Below are 22,010 nucleotides of genomic sequence, written 5' to 3'. Positions count from 1 at the left end.
GCGAGAGGCTCGCGCGCCGCCAAGTGTCGGACAAGCGCTTCAGCCGAGTTCGGGCCAGGGCTTCTGCGGCTCGCGGATCTGCTCGAAGGCGCGGCTGAACTGCAGCACGCCGAGGTCGTCGAAGCGCCGGCCGATGATCTGCAGGCCGATCGGCAGGCCCTCGGCGGAGTAGCCGCAGTTGATCGAGGCCGCCGGCTGTTCCGACATGTTGTAGGGCACGGTGAAGCCGATGTGCTCGAGCGAGCGCAGCGGGTCGTTGGTGGGCGAAGCATGCTCCGCGGGCGCGGGCATGTTGGGCGACACCGGCGAGAGCACGAAGTCGAAGCCGACCGTGGCCGCCACCGCCGCGGCGCGCGTGGCGATGAACTGGCTGTAGGCCTCGTAGATGTGCTCGCCCGAGAACTCGGCCGCGCTCTCGGCCCAGGTCAGGATGTAGGGCAGCATCTTCGCGCGCTGCTCGGCGCTCATCGTGCGCAGGTCGCTCAGCGAGCGCATGCGCCAGAAGTGGTCCATGCCCTGCAGCATCTTCGGCGTCATGAAGGGCTGCATCGGCTCGACGTGCGCGCCTGCGTCCTCGATGCGCTTCGCGGCGCGGCGCACCGCCTCGGCGATCTGCGGATCGAGCGGCAGGCCGCAGCCCGCGTCCATCAACAGGCCCACGCGCTTGCCCTTGATGAAATCGGGCTCGACCGCGAAGGCGGCCCAGTCGATCGCGCCGGGCGGCAGCTCGGAGTAGTCGCGCGCGTCGGGCTGGGCCATCGAGGCCATCATCAGCGCCGAGTCCTCCACGGTGCGCGTCATCGGGCCGGCGCAGCGGCCCATGTAGGGCGTGCTCAGCGGAATGCGGCCGAAGCTGGGCTTGAGCGAGTAGATGCCGCACCAGCTCGCGGGCAGGCGCAGCGAGCCGCCGATATCGGTGCCCACGTGCAGCGGGCCGTAGCCGGCCGCGGCCGCCGAGCCGGCGCCGGCGCTCGAGCCGCCGGGCGTGCGCGACAGGTCCCAGGGATTGCGCGACAGATGGTGGAAGGTCGACAGGCCCGAGGACAGCATGCCCACGTCGGGCATGGTGGTCTTGGCCACCAGCACCGTGCCGTCCTCCTTGAGGCGCGCGGCGGGCGGCGAGTCCTGCGCCATCGGCACCAGCGGATAGGCCGCGGTGCCCAGCGGCATCGGGTCGCCCGCGGTCGCGAGGTTGTCCTTGATGGTGACGGGCACGCCGTCGAGCGCGCCGCGCTGCGTGCCGGCGAGCCAGCGCGCCTCGGAGGCGCGCGCCTGCTCGAGCGCGAGCTCGGGGCGGAACAGCCAGGTGGCGCAGAGCCTGGGCTCGAGCGCCTCGATGCGCGCATTGACCGAGCGCGCCACCTCGACCGGCGAGAGTTCGCGGCGCGCGTAGGCGGCGACTAGCTCGGCCGCGCCGAGGTCGTACAGGTTCTTCGTCGTCGTCATCGCATCAGCTCCACGAGATGGCCGCGAGGTCGTTCACCACGATCGGCATGCTGGGCCACAGGCCCTTGACTTCCTTGCGCGCGATGGTCGGGAACACGGCCTGGTAGAGGAAGCCGTTGACCGCGTCGGTCGCGAGCATCTTCTGCGCGTCGCCCAGCAGGTCGGCGCGGCGCTTCTTGTTCTCCTCGTTCTGGATCGCGGCGAACAGGTCGCGGAACTTCTTCGAGTCGTAGCCCCAGTAGTAGTCGGGCTCGGTGTACTTCACGAGGTCGAAGGGCTCGACGTGCGCGACCATCGTGAGGTCGAAGTCGTGCGCGCCGCCGAAGGTGCTGTTGAGCCACTGGGCCCATTCCACGTTCTGGATCTTCACGTTGATGCCGATCTGCGCGAGCTGCGCGGCGATCACCTCGCCGCCCTGGCGCGCGTACGACGGCGGCGGCAACTGCAGGCGCAGCTCGAGCGGCGTCTTCACGCCGGCCTCGGCCAGGAGCTTCTTCGCCTTCTCGACGTCGAAGGGATTCATCGCGGTGGTGTCGACGAAGCCCGGCGCGCCCAGCGCGTAGTGGCTGCCGATGGGCTTGCCGAAGCCGTCGGCCGCGCCCTGCACGATCGCGTTGCGGTCGATCGCCGCCAGGATCGCGCGGCGCACGCGCACGTCGTCGAGCGGCTTCTTGCGGTTGTTGATGGTGAGGATCACCTTGCCGCGCGTGCCGACTTCGATCACCTGGAAGCGGTTGTTGCCCTTGAACTGGCTCACCGAGCGCGTGCCCGCGCGCGGGAAGATGTCGATGTCGCCCGACAGCAGCGCGGCGGTCTGGGCCGCGGTGTCCGACATGAAGCGGAACACGAAGCGCTCGATCTTGGCTTGAGCCGGATCGCGGTAGGTGGTGGACTTGACCAGCGTGCACGAGGCGCCGCGCTGCCAGCCGCCGAGCTTGTAGGGGCCGGTGCCCACGGGCTGCGTGGCATTGGTGTCGGCGCTCTTGGGCTCGACCAGGCAGGCGGTGGACTGGCCCAGCATGAAGGGCAGGTCGGGATTGGGCAGCGTGCTGTTCACGCCCACCGTGTGCTCGTCGAGCACCACGGTGCCGATCTCGCTGAAGAAGCGCTTGTCCTTGTTGGTGCTCTTGGCGTTGCCCGCGCGGTCGAAGGAGAACTTCACCACCGCCGCGTTGAAGGGCTCGCCGTTCTGGAACTTGACGCCGCGCTTGAGCTTGAAGACGAAGGTCTTCATGTCGGGCGAGGAGGTCCAGCTCTCGGCGAGCATCGGCGTCACCGAGCCGTCGGCATTGACCTTGGTCAGCGTCTCGAAGATGTTGTACTGCGTGATCTCGGCGATGGCCGAGGCCGCGCCCGTGGTCGGGTCCAGGCCCGGCGGTTCGAGCGGCATGCCGATGGTCAGCGTGTTCTTGCCGGCCTGCGCGCGCGCCTGCGGCAGGAAGACGCCCGGGATGGCCGCGGCCATGGCGGACGTCATGAGGGTGCGACGCTTCAACATACTTCGATAGCTCCTGGAAAAGACAACAGAAAAAATTCAGTGGGCCGGTGCCTGCAGCACGGCGCCGAGCAGCGTGCGCGTGTAGGGGTGCTGCGCGTTGGCGAAGAGCTCCTGCGGCGTGCCGCGCTCGACGATCTGCCCCTTGAAGACCACGCAGACTTCGTCGCACAGGTGGTTGACGACGGCGAGGTCATGGCTGATGAGCAGGTAGCTGATGCCGAACTGCTGCTGCAGGTCCTGCATGAGATTGAGCACCTGGGCCTGCACGGAGACGTCCAGGGCGCTCACGGGCTCGTCGGCGACGATGAGCTTGGGGCGGGTGATCAGGGCGCGTGCGATCGCGATGCGCTGGCGCTGGCCGCCAGAGAACTCGTGCGGGTACTTGTCGAGGTCGGTGGGGCGCAGGCCCACGGCGGCGAGGGACTCGGCGGCGCGCTCGCGCTGCTCCTTCCTCGAGACCTGGGCCAGCGCTTCGAGCGGCTCGGCCACGATGCGCGCGACCGTCTGGCGCGGGTCGAGGGAGCCGTAGGGGTCCTGGAAGACCATCTGGAAGTCGCGCCGGGCCGTGCGAAGTTCGTCTCTTGAGAGGGCATGCAACTCGCGCCCTTCGAGCTTCACGCTGCCCGAGGTGGGCTTGTCCAGCGCCATCACGAGCCGCGCGATGGTCGACTTGCCCGAACCCGATTCCCCGACGATCCCCACGCTGCGCCCGGCCTGCACCTCGAAGCTCACGCCATTGAGGGCCTTGACGGTGGGCGGCGGGCCCAGCAGCTTCTCGCGCGGCAGCGCGTAGTGGCGCACGAGGTCGGTGACTTGCAGCAGCGGTGTGTTGGTGGTGGTCGTGCTCATGCCACGGCCTCCGCTTCGATCTCGTCGAGTCGGATGCAGCGCACCGCATGGTCATCTGGCAGCATCACCGCCGGTGGCCGCGTCGACTGGCAGGCATCGACCGTGTAGCTGCAGCGCCCCGCGAACGGACAGCCCGCGGGCAGGTCCACCAGCTCGGGCACGCTGCCGCGAATCGTCGCCAGCCGCTGGCCTTTGGGCGCCCCGATCACCGGCCGCGCCGCGAACAGCCCCTTGGTGTAAGGATGGGCCCGGTTCGCGAAGAGCGCGCGCGTCGGCCCGCTCTCCACCACGCTGCCGCCATACATCACGAGCATGCGCTGCACGCTGTTGGCGATCACGCCCAGGTCGTGCGAGATCAGGATCAGCGCCATGCCCATCTCGGCCACCAGGTTCTGGATCAGGTCGAGCACCTGCTTCTGGATCGTCACGTCCAGGGCCGTGGTGGGTTCGTCGGCGATCAAGAGGTCGGGCCCGCAGGCCAGCGCCATGGCGATGCCGATGCGCTGGCGCTGGCCGCCCGAGAACTGGTGCGGATAGGCATCCAGGCGCGAGGCCGCGTCGGGAATGCCCACGCGCTGCAGCAGGTTCAGCGCCTCGGCGCGAGCCTGCTTCGCTGTCAGCCCGCGGTGCAGCCGCAGCGGCTCGCCGACCTGGCGCGCGATGGTGTGGACCGGGTTCAGGGCCGTCATCGGCTCCTGGAAGATCATGCCGATGCGGTTGCCGCGGATCCGGCACAGGGCCGACTCGGGCTGCCCGATGAGCTCCTGGCCGTCCAGGCGGATGCTGCCGGTGACCTTGGCGGTGGTGGGCAAGAGGCCCATGAGGGACATGACCGTGATGGACTTGCCGCAGCCCGACTCGCCCACGATGCCGAGGGTCTGGCCGCGCTCGAGCGAGAAGGAGACGCCGCGCACGGCCTGGGCGGGGCCGCGCTGGGTCTGCAGGCCGATGTGGAGGTTGTCGACTTCGAGGAGGGGCATGTCAGAAGGCGGGAGCGGGCAGCCGGACGCAGAGGACGCGAAGGATTCGCGAAGGACGCGAAAGAACAGCCTGAAAGGGGTGGGGTGCGCGCGTGCGCAAGCCCTGCCCCGTGGCGAGAAGGCGTGAGCGAAGGTGGCGCGGCGTTCGCCCGGCAACAGCCCACTTCATTTGGTATTCCTTTCGCGTCCTTCGCGTAACCTTCGCGTCCTCTGCGTCCGGCTGTCCGAATTCAGTCATCACCCACCCCCTTCACCGAGCCCGCGCCAGGCGCGGATCGAGCAGGTCGCGCAGGCCGTCGCCCAAGAGGTTCAGGCCCAGCACCGCCAGCGCGATGGCCATGCCCGGGAAGACGGCCAAGAGGGGCTGCTGGAACATCAGGGTCTGCGCCTCGCTGAGCATGCGGCCCCAGGAGGGCTGGGGTGGCTGCGTGCCCAGGCCGAGGTAGGACAGGGCGGCCTCGGCCAGGATCGCGATGGCGAAGCGGATGGTGATCTGCACGATCAGCACCGCCGAGATGTTGGGCAGCACGTGCTGCATGGTGATGGCGAAGCTCCCCTTGCCGCAGGCACGAGCGGCGGCCACGTACTCGCGCGACCAGATGGCGTTGGCCGAGGCGCGTGTGATGCGCGCGAAGGTGGGGATGTTGTAGATGCCGATGGCGATGATGGCGTTGACGATGCCCGCGCCGAAGACGGCCGTCATCATGATGGCCGAGAGGATGGCGGGGAAGGCCAGCGAGAAGTCGGAGAAACGCATGATGGCTTCCTCGACCCAGCCCCGGCGCGCGGCGGCCAGCAGGCCCAGGGCGGTGCCCACCACCAGGCCGATGCCCACGGCGATGACGCCCACCAGGATGGAGGCACGGGCGCCCACCAGCAGCAGCGAGGCCACGTCGCGCCCGAAGGCGTCGGTGCCCAGCCAGTGGCTGGCCGAGGGCGCCTGCATCTTGTTGGCCATGTCCATGGCGTAGGGCGAGTAGGGCGTCCAGAGGTAGGAGACCAGGGCCGCGAGCAGCAGCAAGGCGGCGAGCACGCCGCCGATGACGAAGCTGCGGTGGTGGCGCGCGCGCTGCCAGAAGCCGGGCAGCTTGAGGGCGGCGGCCGAAGGCACGGCCAGGGAAGCGGGAGTGGCGCTCATATGTCGCTCGCCTTGATGCGCGGGTCGATGACGGCATAGAGCACGTCGACCACGAAGTTGACGATGACGACCATGGCCGCGAGCAGCATGACGCAGTTGCGCACGACGATGAGGTCGCGGTTGCTGATGGCCTGGAAGATCAGGCGGCCCAGGCCCGGCAGGTAGAACACGTTCTCCACCACGATGGTGCCGGCGAGCAGCTCGGAGAACTGCATGCCCATGACGGTGATGACGGGGATCAGGGCGTTGCGCAGGACGTGGGTCCAGAGCACGGCGCGCTGGGTGACGCCCTTGGCGCGCGCGGTGCGCACGAAGTCCTCGCGCATGACCTCGAGCACGGCCGAGCGGGTGATGCGCGCGAGGATGGCGGCTTGCACGACGGCCAGGGACAGGGCGGGCAGCAGCAGGGACTTGAGGCCGGCGAAGACACCCTCGCCCCAGCCGTCGAAGCCGCCGGCGGAGAACCACTGCAGCTGCACGGAGAAGACGAGGATCAGCAGGATGGCGAACCAGAAGTTGGGGATGGCGATGCCGACCTGGGTGAGGCCCATGAGGCCGACGTCGCCGAGCTTGTTGTGGCGCGCGGCGGCGGTGACGCCCACGAGCAGGGCGAGCACGGTGGTGAAGGCCATGGCCAGCAGGGCCAGGGGGACGGTGAGTGCGAGGCGCTCGAGGATGAGGTCGAGCACGGGGGAGCTGTAGGCGTAGGAGTCGCCGAGGTCGCCGGTGAGAAGTCCGGCGATCCAGTGCCAGTAGCGGGTCCAGGCGGGTTGGTCGAGGCCGAGCTTGGTGGCCAGGGCGGCGACGGCTTCGGGGGCGGCGTCCGGGCCCATGAGCATCTGCGCGGCATTGCCGGGCAGGATCTCCAGGACGAGGAAGACGATGATGGAGGCGCCGATCAGCGTGCCGATCAGCGTGGCAAGGCGCTTGATTAAGAAGAGGCTCATCGCTTTGCGTGTTTGTTTCTGTTCGGGGCGCGTGCACAGGACAGCGGGTACTCCCCTCCGCGAATGTCCCCCGCCTTCGGCTCCTCCTTTATTTCGCTGCGGGAAGCACCCACTGCCCTGTGCACGGAGGCGCTGCGGTGGTGCCGGCCGTCGGCACGCGCCTGGCCCGACCCACGCACCTCCTCTTGCAGGGTGCGATGAATCGGAAAGCGGAAGCTCGAACTCATGCCGAGATGCACTCGGCGATCGCACGCCCCACGTCGACGGTGTTGGCGGTGCCACCCATGTCGCGGGTGCGCGGGCCTTCGCTGAGCACGGTCTCGATGGCCGAGAGCACGGCGGCCGAGGCTTCGGCGTAGACCGGGTTGTCGCCGCCGAGGTGGTCGAGCATCAGCGCGGCCGACCAGATCTGGCCGATGGGGTTGGCGATGCCCTTGCCCGCGATGTCGGGGGCCGAGCCGTGCACGGGTTCGAACAGCGAGGGGAACTTGCGCTCGGGGTTGAGGTTGCCCGAGGGCGCGATGCCGATGGTGCCGGTGCAGGCCGGGCCCAGGTCCGACAGGATGTCGCCGAACAGGTTGGAGGCCACCACCACGTCGAACCAGTCGGGGTGCTGCACGAAGTGCGCGCACAGGATGTCGATGTGGTACTTGCTCGTCGCCACGTCGGGGTAGCGCTTCGCGATCTCGGCCAGGCGCTCGTCCCAGTAGGGCATCGTGATCGAGATCCCGTTGGACTTGGTCGCGGCCACCAGGTTCTTGCGCTTGCGGCGGCTCGCCAGCTGGAACGCGTAGTCGATGATCCGGTCCACGCCGGTGCGCGTGAACACCGCTTCCTGGATCGCCATCTCGCGCGGCGTGCCCTCGAACAGGCGACCGCCGACCGAGGTGTATTCGCCCTCGGTGTTCTCGCGCACCACCAGGAAGTCGATGTCGCCGGGCTGGCGGTGCGCCAGCGGGCCGGGCACGCCGGGCATCAGGCGCACCGGGCGCAGGTTCACGTACTGGTCGAACTCGCGGCGGATCTTGATCAACAGGCCCCACACCGCGATGTGGTCGGGCACCTTGTCGGGCGCGCCCACCGCGCCGAAGTAGATCGCGTCGTGGCCCTGGATCTTGTCGTCCCAGTCGGCCGGCATCATCAGGCCGGTGCGCACGTAGTGGTCCGAACCCCAGTCGAAATGGTCGAACGAGAAATCGATGCCGAAGCGGCGGCCCACGGCATCCAGCACGCGAAGGCCCTCGGGCATCACCTCGACGCCGATGCCGTCGCCGGGAATGACGGCGATCCTGTGTTTTGCTTGCATTTGATCCAGTACCCGGTTGATGAGGGAGGGCGCGGGGCGCCCGTCATGCGGGGCGCGCGCCTGCCGCGTCGGAGTCTAGGACTGGATCGGCGGGGCGGGATCGGGAATGGCACGTACGCCGGCTTGCCAATATTGGAAGGGGCCGAGGCCGGTCTTTCCAGGGAGGCTGCTGAAAGATCGGGCTCGTTTCAGCGATCGGTCTTCGAATATTTGGAAGGCTGGAGGCCGAATCGGCGACCGCTGGACATGGGCACGACACGCGCGCGTGCCAGCGCCGCGGCCGCCCGCGCTCCCGCCGCGCGCCCGCGCAAAGGCAGGCGCGTCGCGTGGCGCGGGTTCGGGAAGCGGAAGGGAAGCGGATCGGCCGGCTGCGACGGTGCAGCGGTCGCGTCGAACGCGAGGGGAATCGGGGGAAGGGGAGAGGCGGGGAGCGGGAGCGAGGAAAACGAAAAAGGCGCGGGACCGTCGGATCTCAGTTGCTGCTGCTCTTGGTGTCGAGCTCGCTGACCTGCAGCGACAGATCGAACAGCTTGGACTTGCTGGCGTAGTAGCGGTCGAGGCGCCACTCCTTGAGGATGTCCATCGCCAGCTGGAAGCTCTTGTAGTCGAGGCTGTAGAGCGTGACGAGTTCGAAGCTGCGTTCGGATTCGAGGGCCAGCACGAGCTGGGCGAGGATCTTGGCCGATTCGTTGGCCGGGTCCGTTTCGATGAATCGGCGAGCGACCTTGATGGCATTCATGGGTGGAAAGTTTCTCGGTAAGGCAGGAGCCGAGAACTATAGCTAGCAGCCCCCAGGGCTTTTATGACAATTCTGTGACATTGCGGGGCATCGATTTGCAGTCCTGCAAGACCTCGCCAAGAGGGAAAACACCCGGATTTCGGGGCGTCGAGGCAGTTTTTCGCATGAAAAAGGCGCCCCGAAGGGCGCCTCGTGGCGGATGCCGATGGCGATCAGCGGATCGGCTGCGGTGCCGGGTAGGGCATCGGCGCGGCCGGATAGGCGGCCGGCGGCACCATCACGGGCTCGGGCGCGCGCATCATCGGCGCGGGCGGTGCCACCGGGTAGGGCGCGGGCGCCGGCATCACGACCGTGGTGACCGACTCGCGGATCACGCCGCCGCCCATCACGCTGCCGTCGACCGCGGCACGGGTGTTGCCCTCGCCACCGAGCACGCGGGCCTCGCAGTCGGCGCGATCGCCCGGCGGCTGCAGTGCGCAGCGTTGCAGCGCGTTGCGGCGGTAGTCGGGCGCGCTCGTGAGGCCGCCGCGCGCCGCTTCCTGGCGTGCCGCGCCGGCTTCGCGGATGCAGGCCGCGCGGTCCTGCTGGTTGTGGCCGCAGACGGCCAGCTCGCGTTCGTAGGTGGCGTCGCCACGGCGCGATTGCGCGCTGGCGGTGCCCGCGCTGGCCAGGGCGCCGAGCGCCACGAGGGCGGCGATGGCGCCGCGGGTGAAAAGAAGACGGTGGGTCATGGTGTGCTCCTCGAAATGAGCCGATGGAACGGGTGAAGGGTTCAGCGCGCCGGTGCCGGCTGCGCGGGCAGGGGCGTCACGGTTTCGCGGATCACGCCGCCGCCCATCACGCTGCCTTCGGTGGTGGTGCGGCCGGCGCCCGCGCTGCCGCGGATGCGCGCTTCGCAGTCGGCGCGATCGGCCACCGGCTGCTCGCGGCAGCGCGCGAGCGCGTTGGCGTCGTAGCCGCCGGGACTGGCGCTCGTCAGGCCGTTGCGGCCGGCCTCCTGCCGTGCCGCGCCGGCTTCGCGCAGGCAGGCCGCGCGGTCCTGCTGCACGCCGTCGCAGGTGGCGCGCTCCTTCTGCATGCGGGCGTCGGAACCGGGCGCCTGGGCATGGGCGCCGAGCGCGACCAGCCCGGCGGCGAGCGCGAGGATGCGAAGGGAGCGCAGCGGCCGCATCGGCCGGCGGGACGGGATCGTTCCCGCGTGAATCGTTGGGGTCATCGGGCCTCCTGGAAAGGACGCGACTCCCTCGAGAGCGAGGCAGTGCGCGACTGGAGGCCCAGTGTCCGGCCGCGCGGCGCGCGCGGCCTGTGGGACGGCACAGATTGCGGACCCGGCGGGACGCGCCCCCGCGTGTGGGACGAATCCCGCAGGCCGAGGGCTCAGCCCTCGGCGATGCGCTTCGCGAGGTGAGCGAGCGCTTCGTCGACCTGGTCGACCAGGATCAGCGAGAGGTCGCCGGGCTGCAGCCGGGCCAGCGCGGCGTCGATGGCGATGAATTCGCCGCGGATCTCGTCGATCTGGCGCGTGCGGGTCGCGCCCTGCAGGCCCTGGCGCAGCAGGCCCATCACCTCGCCGTCGGCGCGGCCGCGCTGGGCCGCGTCCTGGTAGAGGATCACGTCGTCGAAGGCCTGGCCCAGGATCGCGGTCTGGTCGCGGATGTCGGAATCGCGCCGGTCGCCCGCGCCGCTGATGACCACCGAGCGCTTCTTCGCGGGCATGGTGTCCACGGCCGAGACCAGCGCGCGCATGGCGTCGGTGTTGTGGCCGTAGTCGGCGATCACGGTGGCGCCGCGGTAGTCCATCACGTTGAAGCGGCCGGGCACGCCGGCGGCGTCGTTGAGGAAGCTCGCGAGGCCGCTGCGGATGGTGTCCCAGTCCAGGCCCACGGCCCAGGCCGCGGCCACGGCGGCCATCACGTTGTCGACCTGGAAGCCGATGCTGCCGCCGCGCGTGATCGGCACGTCGCGCAGCGCGATGCGTTCGCGCCACGAGCCTTCGGCCGCCACCACCGTGTCCTGGTCGACGTAGACGGTGCGCTTGCCCTGCGCGCGGTGCGTGGCCATCACCGGATGCTGGCGGTCGGCCGCGAAGAAGATCACCTCGCCCGGGCAGTTGGTGGCCATCGCGGCGACGTTGGGGTCGGCCGCGTTGAGCACGGCGTAGCCGCCGGGCGCCACGTTGCGCACCACCACGCGCTTGAGCACCGCGAGGTCCTCGACGGTGGTGATGTAGTTCAGGCCCAGGTGGTCGCCGCTGCCGATGTTGGTGACCACGGCCACCGAGCAGCGGTCGAAGCCCAGGCCCTCGCGCAGCACGCCGCCGCGCGCGACCTCGAACACGGCCGCGTCCACGTCGGGATGCAGCAGCACGTTGCGCGCGCTCTTCGGGCCGCTGCAGTCGCCGCTGTCGGTCTGGCGGCCATCGACGTACACGCCGTCGGTGTTCGTCATGCCGGTGCGCAGGCCGCTGGAGGCGACGATGTGGTTGATCAGCCGCGTGGTGGTGGTCTTGCCGTTGGTGCCGGTGACCGCGATCACCGGGATGCGGCCGTCGTCGCCATGGGCGAACAGCGCATCGACCACCGCCTCGCCGACCGCGCGGCCGCGGCCGAACGAGGGCGAGATGTGCATGCGCAGGCCCGGTGCGGCATTGACCTCGACGATGCCGCCGTGCTGCTCTTCGAGCGGGCGCAGCACGCTCTCGCAGACCACGTCGACGCCGCAGATGTGCAGGCCGACCATCTGCGCCGCGTCGACCGCGCGCGCCGCCACCTCGGGGTGCACGGTGTCGGTCACGTCGGTGGCGGTGCCGCCGGTCGAGAGGTTGGCGTTGTTGCGCAGCACCACGCGCTGGCCCAGCGCGGGCACGCTCTCGGGCGTGAGGCCCTGCGCCTCGAGCCGGCCGACGGCGATGTCGTCGAGGCGGATCTTGGTCAGCGAGGTGGCATGGCCCTCGCCGCGGCGCGGATCGAGGTTGACCGTGTCGACCAGCTGGCGCACGGTGGCGCTGCCGTCGCCGATCACGTGCGGCGGATCGCGGCGCGAGGCGGCCACCAGGCGGTCGCCCACCACCAGCAGGCGGAAGTCGAAGCCCGGCAGGAATTTCTCGACCATCACCTCGCCGTAGGCGTCGGCGGCCTTGTAGGCGGCGTCGAGCTGCTCGCGCGTCGTGATGTTGACGGTCACGCCCTTGCCCTGGTTGCCGTCCTGCGGCTTCACCACCACGGGCATGCCGATCTCCTGCGCGGCGGCCCAGGCGTCGTCCATGTCGGCCACCGGGCGGCCCAGCGGCACCGGCACGCCGGCGGCGTTGAGCAACTGCTTGGTGAGCTCCTTGTCCTGCGCGATCGACTCGGCCACGCCGCTGGTGCTGTCGACCTCGGCGGCCTGGATGCGGCGCTGCTTCGAGCCCCAGCCGAACTGCACCAGGCTGCCGGTGGTGAGGCGGCGGTAGGGGATGCCGCGCGCGACGGCGGCATCGACGATGGAGCCGGTGCTCGGGCCCAGGCGTTCCGATTCGTCGAGGTCGCGCAGCTCGGTGATGGCGGCGGTGGCATCGAAGGCGGTGCCGTTCTGCGCCGCGGCGATCAGCGCCTCGGCCAGCTCGAGCGCGCGGCGGCCCACGGCCTCCTCGGTGTATTGCACGACCACCTGGTAGACGCCTTCTTCCAGCGTGGGCGAGGTGTGGCCGAAGTTGACCGCGCAGCCGGCCTGGGCCTGCAGCGCCACGGCCGCGTTCTCCAGCACGTGGGCCAGCGCCAGCGGCTGGCCCAGCACCATCGGGTGCAGCTCGCCGATGGTCGGGAAGGCCGCGCGCAGGCGGTCCTCGAAGCCGGCCAGCCGGCCGATGGCGTTCTCGTCGCCTTCGCAGGCAACGACCGCCTCGATGGCGGTGTGGCGGCTCCAGAGGTTGGGGCCGCGAAGGGCGCGGGTGCGGGTGACTTTCATGGGGCGGCGCGGTTCTTCAGGGGGTATCGGCGGGTGCCCCCGCGCGGATGCGCGGAGGAACCGGGTGGATCAGGCGAGCTGGAGCTGGGGCGAGGGCTGGCTCTGCGAGAGCTGCAGCGAGGCCAGTGCCGCCTGCAGGTCGGCCTCGAAGGCCTCGATGCCCGCGCCGATGAGGTTGAGCGGAATGCCCAGCGCCCAGGCCGCGGCCACGGCGGCCAGCAGGCTCTCGAGGCTGACGCCGGCATGGGTGGCGCGCCAAACGGTGAGGCGGCCCAGGCCCGGCAGGAACGACTCGCTGGTGCCGTTGGCCAGCACCACGCGGTCCTGGCGGATCAGCACCGCCTTGCCGCCGGCGGCCTGGTGGGCCGTCAGCGACGCGGCCTGCGCGTCCACGCTGTAGAGGATCACGGCGCCGTCGCACAGCGGCGCCAGGCCGGCCACGCGTTCGTCGTCGGCGTTGAGCACCGCGGTGCCCTCGGGCAGCACCACGTCGACCTGGGTGCGCAGCACCTTGACCATGTGGTCGCTCTCGCGGATGTCGAAGTCGCCCAGCTGCTCGAAGCCGCCGAGGTCGGTCACGATGCCGACCTCGCAGCGGTCGTAGGGCAGGCCGTCCTGCAGGATGGTGCGCGCGCCGTTCTCGATCACCACGGCCTGCACCTGGCGGTTCATCAGCAGGCGGTGGCCGGCTTCCCAGTTGGCGCTGTCGCGCGCGTCGACGCGGCGGCGCTCGAGGAACAGGCCGTCGCGGCAGGCCAGGCCGGTGTGGCGGCCGCCGAGGCCGACCAGCCAGGCCACCAGGCGGGCGATCACCGCGTTGTCGCGCGAACCGGCCACGCCCACCACGGGGATGCGGCCTTGCGAGTCATCGGGGAACAGGTGGTCGCAGATCGCGCGGCCCACCGGGCGCGGCGAGCCGACGGCCGGCTTCAGGTGCATCAGCAGGCCGGGGCCGGCGTTGACTTCGACGATGGCGCCGCCCTGCGGGCCGAGCGGCTTGGAGATGTCCTCGCACACCAGGTCGATGCCCGCGATGTCCAGGCCGACCACGCGCGCGGCCAGCTCGACCATGTGCGCGACCTCGGGATGGACGCTGTCGGTGCAGTCGATCGCGACGTTGCCGTTGCGCTGGATCAGCACGCGGCGGCCGGCCTCGGGCACCGATTCGGGCTCCAGGCCCTGGCGGCGCAGGTCCGACAGGATCGCGCCGTCGCGCGCGCCCAGGAAGGACAGCGGGAAGTCTTCCGTGTCGCCGCGGCGCGGGTCGCTGTTGATCTGCAGGTCGATGAGCTCGCTGCAGTTCGACTTGCCATCGCCCGTGACCCAGACGGTCTCGCCGCGCGCGGCCGCCACCATGCGGCCGCCGACGACCAGCACGCGGTGCTCCTCGCCGCGGATGTAGCGCTCGACCAGCACTTCGCTGCCGTGGCGCTCGGCCACGGAGAAGGCGGCCTCGATGTCCTCGCGCTTGGTCAGGTCCAGGATCACGCCGCGGCCGTGGTTGCCGTCGGAGGGCTTGACCACCACCGGCACGCCCATGTCCTCGGCCACTTCCCAGGCCTCGGCCGGGCTGGCGACCGCCTGGCCGCCGGGCACCGGGATGCCGCAGCCCGCGAGCAGCGACTTGGTCAGCACCTTGTCGCTGGCGATCGATTCGCCGATGGCGCTGGTGTAGTCGGTCTCGGCGGTCCAGATGCGCTGCTGGTTGGCGCCGTAGCCCATCTGGACCAGGTTGCCGCTGTTCAGGCGCATGTAGGGGATGTCGCGGTCGATCGCGGCATTCACGATCGCCTCGGTGCTCGGGCCGAGGTAGCAGTCGTCGACCTTCGACTTGATCGCCTCGATCGCGGCCTGCACGTCGGCCGGGCCGATCGGGTCGTCGTTGATCGCGGCCATCATGATGCGGTGGCCCTCGGCCAGCGCCACCCGCGCCACCTGCTCGTCACGCGAGCGGAACACCATGCGGTAGGTGCCCGAGACCGAGGTCTCGCGGGTCTGGCCGAAACCGGTGGCCATGCCGGCCAGGTTCAAGAGCTCGATCACCACGTGCTCGAGCACGTGGCCCGACCAGGTGCCTTCGCGCAGCCGCTGGATGAAGCCGCCGCGCTCGCCGACGCCGCAGTGGTGCTCGATCAGCGCCGGCAGCAGGGTCGTCAGCCGGTCGCCGAAGCCTTCGATCTTGTTGGAGGGGAATTCCTCGAGCCGGCCGAGGTCCAGCCAGACTTCGAGCACCGGGCGGTAGGTCCAGATGCTCGGGCCGCGCAAATAGTTGATGCGCAGCAGGCGAATGTCGTCGAAACGGGTCATGCAAACGTTCGATGTGCTTTGGCCGAGCACCGCGGCGCCTTCAAGCGCGCCCATGGCGATCGGTCAGAATCGGCGCCCCGCGAAGGGCGTCATGGCGCGGTCCCAACGGGCCGCGACGGGCAAGAGTCAAAGAAACACAATGCAACATCACGATCCAGTCGGCACCCAGGAGGGCGAAAACGAAGCGGTTTCAGAAGCTCTGAAAAGCCGGCTCGCAGTCGCGGAAAACGTTCTGGCAACACTGTCGGTTGACCTCGATGAAGAACTTCGTTTCGGTTTTGGCCTGGTGGCGCTCACAGATCGCCGGCTGCTGGCGCTGGACCCCGGCGGCAAAGGCGTGTGGCGTGAGTGGTCGCTCGCCGACCCGGCGCTCGAACTGCAGCTGAGCGACCAGTCCGGGGTCGGCCTGCTCGATCTCGTCGACGGGCGCGGGCGGCTGGTGCGCTGGCGCTACACCCTGGCCCAGCAGGTCGCCGCGCTGCGCCTGCTGCGGCTGTTCGGCCAGCGCGCCAACGCGGCGGGTGTCGCGCGCGCGACACCCGAGGCCGACGGCGACGAGGTCGACACCGAGCTCCAGACCCCGCCCTCGACCTGGGTGCTGCTGCGGCTGGGCCGCTTCGCCCGGCCCTACCGCAAGCAGCTGATCGCCGGCTTCTTCCTCACGGTGCTGTCCACGGCCGCCACCCTGGTGCCGCCCTACCTCACGATCCCGCTGATGGACGACATCCTGATCCCGTTCCAGAACGGGCAGAAGATCGATCCGATGCGCGTGGGCCTCTACCTGAGCGGGCTGCTCGGCGCGGCGCTGGTCGGCTGGGGCCTGGGCTGGGCGCGCACCTACCTGCTGGCGCTGGTGTCCGAGCGCATCGGCGCCGACCTGCGCACCACCACCTACGAGCACCTGCTCACGTTGCCGCTCGACTACTTCGGCGGCAAGCGCACCGGCGACCTGATGGCGCGCATCGGCTCCGAAACCGACCGCATCAACGTTTTCCTCTCGTTGCACGCGCTCGATTTCGCCAACGACGTGCTGATGATCGTCATGACGGCGGCGATCCTGATCTCGATCAATCCGCTGCTGGCCGTGGTCACGCTGGTGCCGCTGCCCTTCATCGCCTGGATGATCCACGTGGTGCGCGACCGGCTGCGCACCGGCTTCGAGAAGATCGACCGCGTCTGGTCCGAGGTCACCAACGTGCTGGCCGACACCATCCCCGGCATCCGCGTGGTCAAGGCCTTCGCGCAGGAGCGCCGCGAGGCCGAGCGCTTCCGCGCCGCCAATGCCTACAACCTGCAGGTCAACGACAAGCTCAACCGCACCTGGTCGGTGTTCACGCCCACGGTGTCGCTGCTGACCGAGATCGGCCTGCTGGTGGTCTGGGCCTTCGGCATCTGGCAGGTGGCGCGCGGCAGCATCACGGTGGGCGTGCTGACCGCCTTCATCGCCTACATCGGCCGCTTCTACACGCGCATGGACTCGATGAGCCGCATCGTCTCGGTGACGCAGAAGGCCGCGGCCGGCGCCAAGCGCATCTTCGACATCCTCGACCACGTGAGCAACGTGCCCGAACCCGCGAACCCGGTGAAGGTGGAGCGGGTGCAGGGCGCGATCGCGATGCGCGGGCTGGGCTTCCGCTACGGCTCGCGCGCCGTCATCCACGACCTCGACCTGCGCATCGAGCCCGGCGAGATGATCGGCCTGGTGGGCCACAGCGGCTCGGGCAAGAGCACGCTGGTCAACCTGATCTGCCGCTTCTACGACGCCACCGAGGGTGCGATCGAGGTCGACGGCACCGACATCCGCCGCTTCGCCGTGGCCGACTACCGGCGCCACGTCGGGCTGGTGCTGCAGGAGCCCTTCCTGTTCTTCGGCACCATCGCGCAGAACATCGCCTACGGCAAGCCCGACGCCACGCGCGAGGAGATCGTGGCCGCGGCGCGCGCCGCCCATGCGCACGACTTCATCCTGCGCCTGCCGCACGGCTACGACTCGCTGGTGGGCGAGCGCGGCCAGGGCCTGTCGGGCGGCGAGCGCCAGCGCATCAGCATCGCGCGCGCTCTCTTGATCGACCCGCGCATCCTGATCCTCGACGAGGCCACCTCGGCGGTCGACACCGAGACCGAGAAGGAGATCCAGAAGGCGCTCGACAACCTCGTGCAGGGCCGCACCACGATCGCGATCGCGCACCGGCTCTCGACCCTGCGCAAGGCCGACCGCCTGGTGGTGATGGACCGCGGCGAGATCGTCGAGGTCGGCCCGCACGACGCACTCATGGCGAAGCAGGGCGCCTACTGGCGTCTCTACCAGGCGCAGCTGCGCCAGGGCGACGACGACGCCAGCGAAGGCGCGGCCAACGAGCGCGTGGGCGCGCAGGGCATCCCGGTGAGCCATGCGGCGCACCCGGCGGGAGAGGCATGATGGAAACGACGACGATCACCCCGCCCGACTTCGGGCTCGAGCGCGATGCCTTCGGCCGGCTGGTGCTGACCGATGCGCAGGGCCAGCGGCACGTGGGCATTTCCGCGGTGCGGGCCTTTCCGCTCAGCGCGCCGGGCGAGGGCATCTCGCTGGTCGGCGGCGAGGGCCGCGAACTGGTGTGGATCGACCGCGTCGATCAGCTGCCGTCCGCGGCGCGCGCGCTGCTCGAGGAAGAACTCGCGGTGCGCGACTTCGCGCCCACGCTGCTCAAGCTGCACGCCGTGTCGAGCTTCGGCGTGCCCAGCACCTGGACCGTGAGCACCGACCGCGGCGACACCCGCTTCGTGCTCAAGGCCGAGGAGGACATCCGCCGGCTCGAGCATGGCGCGCTGCTGATCGCGAGCGCGCATGGGGTGCAGTTCCGCATTGCCGACGTGAAGGCGCTCGACCGGGCGTCGCGCAAGCTGCTCGAGCGTTTTCTCTGAATACGGGAGCGGGGGCAGAACGCAGAGGGCGCGAAGGTACGCAGAAGTCGCAGAAGTAGAAGAAGGGAACAGCCGAAGCAAATGGGTTTCCTTCTGCGACTTTTGCGAGCTTTGGGTTCCCTTCTGCGTTCGGCTGTCCGATCCCGATTCTTCAGTCCAGCAAATCCGAATAGTCGCCGCGCTCGTAGGCCTCGACCGCCTGCCAGGGTAGCGTCTTCGGCGCCGCGATCGGCATGGCGGTCATCGTGTTGAGCGAGGTGCCGTGCGCGTTGCGCTGCTCGATCCTGCGCGCATAGCGGCCGGCCACGTCCCAGTCGATGCGCACCGTGCTCTCGCCCTGCTGCTGCTCGTAGCGCTGCACGCCCGGGCCCGCGGCGCCCAGGGACTTCATGCGCGGCAGCACCGCCGGGTCGACCAGCCAGTAGGCAGGCGCCCACGAGCCGCCGTAGCCGACGTTGCCGTAGTTGGCCGCATCGACCTCGATCAGCTTGCGCTGCGCGCGCAGCACCATGCCGACCTCCACCTTGCCGCTGGCATCGCGGCGCAGCCACAGGGGCGCGGCCGTGTTGTCGGCATGCGCATGGCCGATGTGCACCTTGGCGTCGCGGGCCTCGTGCTCGTGGTCGGCGCGCAGCGCGGCCGGCAGCTCGCGTTCGATCCACACCGTGCCGGCGCGGCGGAACATGCGGTCGGCGTAGCGGCTCTCGCGCTGCACGCCGTCCTTGCCGATCGACAGCACGTGGTGCTGGATGCGCAGGTTCTGGTCGGGTGCCTGGGCGTCGCCCGCGGCACCCGCCGCCAGCGGGACGGCCGCGAGGACCGTTGCAGCCAGCAACGCCTGGAGCTTCGCGGCCGCCGTCACAGGCCCGCCGCCTGCCGGACCTTGTCGAACACCTTGATGTTCTCGAGGGTGCCCTTGAAGATCTTCGAGCCCGCGCCGCCGGCGAACAGCATCACGTCGCCGCCGCCATGGGTTTCGGAGCCGGGCGCGCCGAGGTTGATGCCGACCTCCTGCAGGAAGTTGTCGTCCTCGGTGTTCATCGCGCTCTGGTCGTCGCGGTTCGGCGCGCGCGCCGGCGCGATCCACGGCTTGTTGCCGTCTTCCGGGTTGACCTGGCTGCCCGCGCTCGCGTTGGGCCGGCCGCCGTTGCCGAACACCAGCGTGGTGTAGGGCTTGCCGTCGGCGGCCTTCGAGGGCTTGCCGTCGGCGTAGCCGTTGACCTTGCCGAGGATCGGGTTGCCGATCTTCGGATAGCCGTTGAAGGCGATCGCGTGGTCGTGGTCGGCCGTGACCACCACCAGCGTGTTCTTCAGGCCCGGGTCCTTCCTGTTCATGTAGTCGAGCGCGGTCTGGATCGCGGCGTCGAAGGCCAGCGTGTCTTCCAGCGCGCGCTTGGCGTTGGTGCCGTGCAGCGCATGGTCGATGCGCCCGCCCTCCACCATCAGGAAGAAGCCCTTGTCGTTGCGGCTGAGCACGCCCAGCGCCTTCTCGGTCATCTCCGACAGGCTCGGCTGGTCGAGGTTCTGCTTCACGCGGTCGAGCTCGTAGGCCATCTCGCTCTGCGAGAACAGGCCCAGCAGCTTGCCGGTGGCGGCGGTGTCGACGGCGCGCAGCTTGGTGCCGGTGTCGACATAGGCGTAGCCCTTGGCCTGCATCGCGGCCACCAGGTCCACGTTGTCGGTGCGCTTGCTGCTCGGGTTGACCGACTTCGGCAGGTAGTTGCGCTGGCCGCCGCCCATCAGCACGTCGATGCCGTCGAGCAGCTTGGGGTTGTAGTTGGCATGGCCCGGCGTGCTCTGCTCGGCGATGGTGTTGTAGCCGTTGCGGTTGCAGATGTGGGCGTAGGTGGTGGCCGGCGTGGCGTGGCCCACGCGCGTGGTCGACACCGCGCCCACCGCGCGGCCCTTGGCCTTGGCGAGCTCGAGCAGCGTGTCCACCGCCTTGCCGTTGGTCGGCGGGCAGGTGGTGTTCTCGCCGTTGATGTACTGGGTGCCCGTGCCGTCGACGGCGGTGGTGTCGCTCGACATCGAGATCACCTCGTTGCGCATCTTCACGCCGGTCATGTAGGCGGCCATCGAGGGCGCGCTGTCGGTGGTCTGGCCGTCGAGCGAGAAGGTCTTCACGCGCGCCGCGAAGGGCAGCGACTGCATGACGAGGTGGGCGCGTTCCGGGCTCGCGAGCGAGCCGGGCCTGGCCGCGAGCTGCTTCTCGCCCTTGTAGATGCGCGCGGCCGTCACGGTGACCGGGCCCATGCCGTCGCCGAGGAAGAAGATGACGTTCCTGGCTTCGCCGGCGGCGTGCGCGCTGCCGGCCAGGGTGCCGGCGGCGGCGCACAGGATCGCGGCGGCCAGGCGGGTGTTGCGGGTGATGCGGTTCATGGTCGTGCTCATGGTGATGGGGTCGGTGGCTGCGGTGCGTGCCTCAGAGGCCGACCGCCTTCCGGATCAGGCCGAACACGTCCGTGTTGGTGATCACGCCGGAGAAGTTCTCCGCGCCCAGGCCCTGCGCGCCGAGGAACACGTCGGCGCCGCCATGCGTTTCGGAGTCGCTGGCCGCGTCCATCGGCACCACGGCTTCCTGCCTGTAGTCCTTGCCTTCGAGCTCGGCGTCGCCGATCGGGCCGCGCGAGGACAGGCGGCGCGGGCCGTTGCCGAAACCGATGATGGTGTACGGGTTGCCGTCCACGTCCTTGCTGGTCTTGCTGGTGTCGACGTAGTCCTTCACCAGGCCGAGCACGCCCGGCTTGCCGGCCTCGGTCTTGCCGGTGCGCGCGGCATAGCCGTTGAGCTGCAGCGTGTGGTCGTGGTCGGCCGTGACCACCACCAGCGTGTTCTTCAGGCCCGGGTCGATGGCCTTCATCTTGTCGAGCGCGAGCTTGATGGCGTCGTCGAAGGCGCCCGTGTCCTGCAGCGCGCGGCGCGCGTTGGTGGCGTGCAGCGCATGGTCGATGCGACCGCCTTCCACCATCAGGAAGAAGCCCTTCCTGCGCGCGGCCAGCGCGTCGATGGCCTTGCCGGTCATCTCGGCCAGGCTCGGTTCCTTGCCGGCGTCGCGGTCCAGGTCGTAGGCCATGTGGCTCTTGGTGAACAGGCCGGCGATCTTGGTCGTGCCGTCGGCCGGCAGCTTGTCGAACTCGGCCTTGCTGGCGGCGAAGCCGTACTTCGCGCTCTTCAGTTCGGCGATCAGGTTGCGCTTGTCGTTGCGCTTGCCGCCGTCTTCCTTGGGCGTGAAGTAGTCGGTGCCGCCGCCGAAGACGACGTCGACGCCGTCGCCCAGCCTGGTGTTGTAGCCGGCGCCGCCGGGCACCAGCGCGGCGGCGATGGTGTTCTCGGCGTCGCGGTGGCACACGTGCGCGTAGGTGGCCGCGGGCGTCGCGTGCGTGATGCGCGTGGTGGTCACCACGCCGGTCGCGTAGCCACGGGCCTTGCTCTGCTCGAGCAGCGTTTCCACCGCGCGGCCGTTGCTCGGGGGGCAGGTGCTGTCGAAGCTGGCGTGGTAGGCCTTGCCCGCGGCATCGGTGGCCTGGGTGTCGGGGCTCATCGAGATGACTTCGTTGTTCATCTTCACGCCGGTCATGTAGGCCGACATCGAGGGCGCGCTGTCGGTCACCTGGGCGTCGTTCGAATAGGTGTGGACGAAGGCCGTCTCGGGCAGCGTGTCGATCGTGAGGTCGCCGTCCTCGCCGACCTTGTAGATGCGCGCGGCGGTCAGCGTGGGGATGCCCATGCCGTCGCCGAGGAAGAACAGGATGTTCTTCGGCGCTTCCGCCGCCGGCGGGTTGGTGGTGGGTGGAATCAGCGGCAGCAGGCCGCCGTGGCTGTCGCTGCCGCCGCAGGCGGACAGCAGCAGTGAAACGCCCAGCAGCGCCGGGGCAATGAAGTGTCGGGTCATGCGACTCCCTTGGTGGTTATCCGTTCGGCGCGCCTCCTGCGCGCCGTTTCTGGAGAAGC

17 protein-coding genes are annotated in these 22,010 nt (G+C 69.8%); 2 read left to right on the top strand and 15 right to left on the bottom strand.

Annotated elements, in window-relative coordinates; translation table 11 throughout:
* Positions 1-39: 39 nt before the first annotated feature.
* The 12 genes from ACEN9J_RS14680 to cphA (ACEN9J_RS14625) all read right to left on the bottom strand — a co-directional run bounded on the left by ACEN9J_RS14680 (position 40) and on the right by cphA (ACEN9J_RS14625) (position 15,155).
* Positions 40-1,446 (bottom strand): amidase, encoded by a 1,407-nt coding sequence (locus tag ACEN9J_RS14680; protein ID WP_413764437.1) that lies wholly within the window; start codon positions 1,444-1,446, stop codon positions 40-42.
* A gap of 4 nt (positions 1,447-1,450) precedes the next feature.
* A complete protein-coding gene (locus ACEN9J_RS14675) occupies positions 1,451-2,944 on the bottom strand; it encodes an ABC transporter substrate-binding protein (protein WP_413764436.1) in 1,494 nt (497 codons plus the stop codon).
* A 36-nt stretch (positions 2,945-2,980) separates the two neighbouring features.
* On the bottom strand, positions 2,981-3,793 hold the full coding sequence (locus ACEN9J_RS14670) for an ATP-binding cassette domain-containing protein (protein WP_413764435.1): 813 nt from the start codon (positions 3,791-3,793) through the stop codon (positions 2,981-2,983).
* Entirely contained in the window at positions 3,790-4,773 is a 984-nt protein-coding gene (locus tag ACEN9J_RS14665; RefSeq protein ID WP_413764434.1) for an ABC transporter ATP-binding protein, read from the bottom strand. Before ACEN9J_RS14665 ends, ACEN9J_RS14670 begins: the two co-directional genes overlap by 4 nt.
* A 250-nt stretch (positions 4,774-5,023) precedes the next feature.
* Positions 5,024-5,911 (bottom strand): ABC transporter permease, encoded by an 888-nt coding sequence (locus ACEN9J_RS14660; RefSeq protein ID WP_413764433.1) that lies wholly within the window; start codon positions 5,909-5,911, stop codon positions 5,024-5,026.
* Positions 5,908-6,858, bottom strand: coding sequence for an ABC transporter permease (locus ACEN9J_RS14655; protein WP_057596054.1), 951 nt, complete (start codon positions 6,856-6,858; stop codon positions 5,908-5,910). The genes ACEN9J_RS14660 and ACEN9J_RS14655 overlap by 4 nt, the downstream gene beginning before the upstream one ends.
* Positions 6,859-7,081: 223 nt before the next feature.
* Positions 7,082-8,164: a tartrate dehydrogenase gene (locus ACEN9J_RS14650; protein ID WP_093355354.1), complete on the bottom strand. Its 1,083-nt coding sequence runs from the start codon at positions 8,162-8,164 to the stop codon at positions 7,082-7,084.
* Positions 8,165-8,636: 472 nt separating this feature from the next.
* The gene (locus tag ACEN9J_RS14645) at positions 8,637-8,903 is read right to left on the bottom strand and encodes a hypothetical protein (RefSeq protein WP_057593807.1); all 267 of its coding nucleotides are present in this window, start codon (positions 8,901-8,903) and stop codon (positions 8,637-8,639) included.
* 212 nt (positions 8,904-9,115) lie between these two features.
* Positions 9,116-9,634, bottom strand: coding sequence for a hypothetical protein (locus ACEN9J_RS14640; protein WP_261217906.1), 519 nt, complete (start codon positions 9,632-9,634; stop codon positions 9,116-9,118).
* 41 nt (positions 9,635-9,675) lie between these two features.
* Positions 9,676-10,074: a hypothetical protein gene (locus ACEN9J_RS14635; protein WP_057593804.1), complete on the bottom strand. Its 399-nt coding sequence runs from the start codon at positions 10,072-10,074 to the stop codon at positions 9,676-9,678.
* A gap of 206 nt (positions 10,075-10,280) precedes the next feature.
* Entirely contained in the window at positions 10,281-12,848 is a 2,568-nt protein-coding gene (gene cphA, locus ACEN9J_RS14630; protein ID WP_057593802.1) for a cyanophycin synthetase, read from the bottom strand.
* A gap of 69 nt (positions 12,849-12,917) precedes the next feature.
* On the bottom strand, positions 12,918-15,155 hold the full coding sequence (gene cphA / locus ACEN9J_RS14625; RefSeq protein ID WP_261217902.1) for a cyanophycin synthetase: 2,238 nt from the start codon (positions 15,153-15,155) through the stop codon (positions 12,918-12,920).
* 139 nt (positions 15,156-15,294) lie between these two features.
* Between cphA (ACEN9J_RS14625) and ACEN9J_RS14620 the strand changes: the two genes are divergently transcribed.
* Entirely contained in the window at positions 15,295-17,574 is a 2,280-nt protein-coding gene (locus ACEN9J_RS14620; RefSeq protein ID WP_413764432.1) for an ABC transporter ATP-binding protein, read from the top strand.
* On the top strand, positions 17,574-18,059 hold the full coding sequence (locus tag ACEN9J_RS14615; protein ID WP_296742385.1) for a DUF1854 domain-containing protein: 486 nt from the start codon (positions 17,574-17,576) through the stop codon (positions 18,057-18,059). Before ACEN9J_RS14620 ends, ACEN9J_RS14615 begins: the two co-directional genes overlap by 1 nt.
* Before the next feature lie 151 nt (positions 18,060-18,210).
* Here ACEN9J_RS14615 and ACEN9J_RS14610 read toward each other — a convergent pair whose 3' ends face one another.
* The 3 genes from ACEN9J_RS14610 to ACEN9J_RS14600 are packed head-to-tail and all read right to left on the bottom strand — an operon-like array spanning position 18,211 to position 21,951.
* On the bottom strand, positions 18,211-18,921 hold the full coding sequence (locus ACEN9J_RS14610; RefSeq protein ID WP_413764431.1) for a hypothetical protein: 711 nt from the start codon (positions 18,919-18,921) through the stop codon (positions 18,211-18,213).
* Positions 18,918-20,450, bottom strand: coding sequence for an alkaline phosphatase (locus ACEN9J_RS14605; RefSeq protein ID WP_413764430.1), 1,533 nt, complete (start codon positions 20,448-20,450; stop codon positions 18,918-18,920). The genes ACEN9J_RS14610 and ACEN9J_RS14605 overlap by 4 nt, the downstream gene beginning before the upstream one ends.
* Positions 20,451-20,481: 31 nt before the next feature.
* Positions 20,482-21,951: an alkaline phosphatase gene (locus ACEN9J_RS14600; protein ID WP_413764429.1), complete on the bottom strand. Its 1,470-nt coding sequence runs from the start codon at positions 21,949-21,951 to the stop codon at positions 20,482-20,484.
* Between the last annotated feature and the right edge of the window lie 59 nt (positions 21,952-22,010).

The organism is Variovorax sp. Varisp41 (genome assembly GCF_047325085.1).
GTDB lineage: Bacteria > Pseudomonadota > Gammaproteobacteria > Burkholderiales > Burkholderiaceae_C > Variovorax.
This window is presented reverse-complemented; position numbering and strand designations above follow the sequence as displayed.

Bases quoted from the DNA above. Each gene is read 5' to 3' on its own strand.
- ACEN9J_RS14680 (WP_413764437.1), bottom strand. From the start codon at position 1,446: ATGACGACGACGAAGAACCTGTACGACCTCGGCGCGGCCGAGCTAGTC.
- ACEN9J_RS14675 (WP_413764436.1), bottom strand. From the start codon at position 2,944: ATGTTGAAGCGTCGCACCCTCATGACGTCCGCCATGGCCGCGGCCATC.
- ACEN9J_RS14670 (WP_413764435.1), bottom strand. From the start codon at position 3,793: ATGAGCACGACCACCACCAACACACCGCTGCTGCAAGTCACCGACCTC.
- ACEN9J_RS14665 (WP_413764434.1), bottom strand. From the start codon at position 4,773: ATGCCCCTCCTCGAAGTCGACAACCTCCACATCGGCCTGCAGACCCAG.
- ACEN9J_RS14660 (WP_413764433.1), bottom strand. From the start codon at position 5,911: ATGAGCGCCACTCCCGCTTCCCTGGCCGTGCCTTCGGCCGCCGCCCTC.
- ACEN9J_RS14655 (WP_057596054.1), bottom strand. From the start codon at position 6,858: ATGAGCCTCTTCTTAATCAAGCGCCTTGCCACGCTGATCGGCACGCTG.
- ACEN9J_RS14650 (WP_093355354.1), bottom strand. From the start codon at position 8,164: ATGCAAGCAAAACACAGGATCGCCGTCATTCCCGGCGACGGCATCGGC.
- ACEN9J_RS14645 (WP_057593807.1), bottom strand. From the start codon at position 8,903: ATGAATGCCATCAAGGTCGCTCGCCGATTCATCGAAACGGACCCGGCC.
- ACEN9J_RS14640 (WP_261217906.1), bottom strand. From the start codon at position 9,634: ATGACCCACCGTCTTCTTTTCACCCGCGGCGCCATCGCCGCCCTCGTG.
- ACEN9J_RS14635 (WP_057593804.1), bottom strand. From the start codon at position 10,074: ATGCGGCCGCTGCGCTCCCTTCGCATCCTCGCGCTCGCCGCCGGGCTG.
- cphA (WP_057593802.1), bottom strand. From the start codon at position 12,848: ATGAAAGTCACCCGCACCCGCGCCCTTCGCGGCCCCAACCTCTGGAGC.
- cphA (WP_261217902.1), bottom strand. From the start codon at position 15,155: ATGACCCGTTTCGACGACATTCGCCTGCTGCGCATCAACTATTTGCGC.
- ACEN9J_RS14620 (WP_413764432.1), top strand. From the start codon at position 15,295: ATGCAACATCACGATCCAGTCGGCACCCAGGAGGGCGAAAACGAAGCG.
- ACEN9J_RS14615 (WP_296742385.1), top strand. From the start codon at position 17,574: ATGGAAACGACGACGATCACCCCGCCCGACTTCGGGCTCGAGCGCGAT.
- ACEN9J_RS14605 (WP_413764430.1), bottom strand. From the start codon at position 20,450: ATGAGCACGACCATGAACCGCATCACCCGCAACACCCGCCTGGCCGCC.
- ACEN9J_RS14600 (WP_413764429.1), bottom strand. From the start codon at position 21,951: ATGACCCGACACTTCATTGCCCCGGCGCTGCTGGGCGTTTCACTGCTG.